3 protein-coding genes are annotated in these 2,869 nt (G+C 26.1%); all 3 read right to left on the bottom strand.

The genetic code is table 11. The annotated features are described in order from the left end of the window. Nucleotides 1-24 precede the first annotated feature (24 nt). Nucleotides 25-825, bottom strand: coding sequence for a shikimate kinase (locus I4U58_RS13350; RefSeq protein ID WP_195931825.1), 801 nt, complete (start codon nt 823-825; stop codon nt 25-27). Nucleotides 826-926: 101 nt separating this feature from the next. Continuing rightward, nucleotides 927-1,715 (bottom strand): type I 3-dehydroquinate dehydratase, encoded by a 789-nt coding sequence (gene aroD / locus I4U58_RS13345; protein ID WP_195931824.1) that lies wholly within the window; start codon nt 1,713-1,715, stop codon nt 927-929. Nucleotides 1,716-1,804: 89 nt separating this feature from the next. Beyond that, nucleotides 1,805-2,719 (bottom strand): LysR family transcriptional regulator, encoded by a 915-nt coding sequence (locus tag I4U58_RS13340; protein WP_195931823.1) that lies wholly within the window; start codon nt 2,717-2,719, stop codon nt 1,805-1,807. Between the last annotated feature and the right edge of the window lie 150 nt (nt 2,720-2,869).

The raw sequence follows: 2,869 nt of genomic DNA, 5'->3' as shown, positions 1-2,869 counted from the left end.
TATTTGTAATTTGATGTAAATTATCTACAGTAATAAGAGCGCAACAATCAGCACTATTTTTGTATGTTGTACTATTTCTTCACATATCTCATTTATTGTTTTATTATCTGTAGATACTATAATATCACTTGCATTTAAATATTTTTGCTCCCTTTGTTTCATTAAATTTGATATAAATTCTATATTCATGTTTCCATTTAATAGAGGTCTTTCATTACTATATCTAACACGTTCAAATATAGTTTCTGGTGATGCTGTAAGTAGTACAACCTTTCCACTTTGTTTCATATATTCTACGTTTATATCTCTAAGGGCCATACCTCCGCCACATGAAATTATAGTATTTTGTCTTTGTTTTAAAGATATTAAGGTATTTGTCTCACATTTTCTAAAATACTCTTCACCTTTTATTTTAAACATCTCTGCAATAGTCATACCTTCCATCTTTACTATATGCGCATCTGTTTCTATTTCTTCCATAGATAGCATATGACTTAAGTAAGAAGACACTGTAGTTTTTCCAACTCCCATAAATCCAATTAAGAATATATTATATGCAAATAAATTTTTAGCTTGTATCTTTTTGCCATTATCTACTATATATCTAAATACATCTAAAATCTCGTCTTCAAATTTATTTCCATCTATTTGATTTCTCAAACTAATTTCTTTTTGTGCTTCAAATTCTTCTTGAAGTATAGGCAGTCCATGTTCTTTTTTATAGGCTATAATATCTTCAATATAGTTCATTCTTTCTGTTAAAAGCTCAATTATCTTACTATCACAATCACTAATTTTCTCTCTAATATTTTCAATATTTTTCATACTCTTTCCCCTTAAATTAGTTTTTATTTTTATTATAAGTCTAATTCAAGCTTTAATCCAATTAATTTATTTTTAAAATCTTATATATTTGATATATAATTTTACGCCTCTATATTTTTATGTATTAATTTTAATAAATTGCTCAAGTCCTCAATATTGGGTTGTCCTGGTGCACTTTTTTTAATATTAACACCATAAGTCAAACATGAACCAAAAAATTCTCCACAAATCCTGCTTAGTCCACCTTTTTCACCAATTGATATTGTGCAAATAGGCACGCTAGATATATGCTCTGAAATTATAATTGTAGTTTCTAGAAGTTCAACAACATCTAACTTACTGCTCGGCTTTGTTATTATTTTTATAATATCAGCACCCATATCCTCTAATTCTTTTGCTGTAGCAATACATTCTGCCTTAGATGGCGTGTGATCTAAATTATGATTAGTCGTTATTACATATGTGCCCATATCTTTTGCAACTTCAATTATTTCCTTCATATTATCTTTGCCTATACTATCTTCAACATCTATAAAGTCTACTAATTTAGTAGCACATACTTCTTTATATATCTCTACATACTTTTCTTCAGTTATATCAGCTTCCCCATCGCTTGTATTTCTTTTAATTGTAAATATAATAGGTATATTTTTTAATATTTTTCTAAGCTTTTCAAGAACTATCTCTATCTTTGAATAATCATTATAATATTCGTACCAGTCTACTCTCCATTCAACAATATCTATATCTAATATATCAAAATCTACTGGTATAATAGAAAACTTCTTTGCTGTATGTAAAATTTCTTTTTCTGTTTTATCACATATTGGAGCAATTATTTTAGGTATACCTTTTCCTATTTCTACATCCCTTACTTTTAAAATCCTCATACTCCTCAAATCTCCCTTTTAATATAATAATATTTATCTTATTAATTATTATATCAAAAAAAGTCATACCTTAATATATAATAAATCTTTTAGTATATATTTTTAGTTTCAATTTTTTCTTTAGAGTCACAATTTTCAATTATAAATTTACTAAATTGTTCTACTGCTGGAGATAAGTATTTATTTTTTAATTTTGCCATATATATATTTCTGCTATAAACTGGACTTTTTAATTTTATTATATCTAAATTCAAATTTTTTAAAAAAGGTATATTAGGCATTATTGCTATCCCAAATCCTCCTGATACTAAACCTGCCATAGAACTGTCATTTTCAACTTCATAAGATATAATTTGCTTTTTATCTATTTCTTTAAATAAGTCATCTATAACTTTTCTAAGTCCGCTCGATTTAGTAAATGCAATCTGATTGTAAGATGCAGTTTTTATTAAATCTATCTCTTTATATTTAGATAACTCATGATTTTTTGGAACTACTACTACCAACTCTTCTTGTTTTATTTTTATAAACTCTATATCTTTATCATCCTTTACTTTAGAACAAAATCCTATATCATATTTTTCATTTTTTAGTCCTTCTATAATAGATTTTGTATTATTAGATGAAAATGTAAATCCAAAACTCTTATCTTTATTGCTGTCTAAAAATTTTCTTACCATAAGCGGTACAAATTCAGTCTCCAGCGTATATATATAGCCTAAGTCTATAAGTCCACTTGTCGCACAAGTAAGAGCCTTAGTTTTATCCACTCCCTCTTGTAAATAATCTAAAGATTTTTCTACATATTTTAAAAAGATTTTTCCGTATTTAGTTAAACTCACATTTCTACCTTGCTTTTCAAATAACTTTGTGCCGAGCTCTTCTTCTAATGAAGAAATAGCGTGACTAAGACTAGGCTGAGTTATATCTAAGTCTTTTGCAGCTTTCGTATAATGCTCTAAGTGAGCTAACTTAACAAAGTATTGTAAATGATTTAAATTCATAATATCCCCTTTCTATTACTAATTTAATGTTTTTATTTTAATATACAATTTTTATTTTTTTAATAGATTTATCTATTTTTATAATGCATAAGAAATTATGTTAATTATAAATAAAAACATTAAATTAGTAATAGAAAGGGGATATTATGA

It is taken from the genome of Clostridium sp. 1001270J_160509_D11 (assembly GCF_015667935.1).
Taxonomy (GTDB): Bacteria; Bacillota; Clostridia; order Peptostreptococcales; family Peptostreptococcaceae; genus Intestinibacter.
Note: the sequence above shows the minus strand (reverse complement) of the source record. Positions and strands in the feature narration are given on the sequence as shown.

Excerpts from the sequence above, each read along its gene's own strand:
- I4U58_RS13350 (WP_195931825.1), bottom strand. The coding sequence starts at position 825 with ATGAAAAATATTGAAAATATTAGAGAGAAAATTAGTGATTGTGATAGT.
- aroD (WP_195931824.1), bottom strand. The coding sequence starts at position 1,715 with ATGAGGATTTTAAAAGTAAGGGATGTAGAAATAGGAAAAGGTATACCT.
- I4U58_RS13340 (WP_195931823.1), bottom strand. The coding sequence starts at position 2,719 with ATGAATTTAAATCATTTACAATACTTTGTTAAGTTAGCTCACTTAGAG.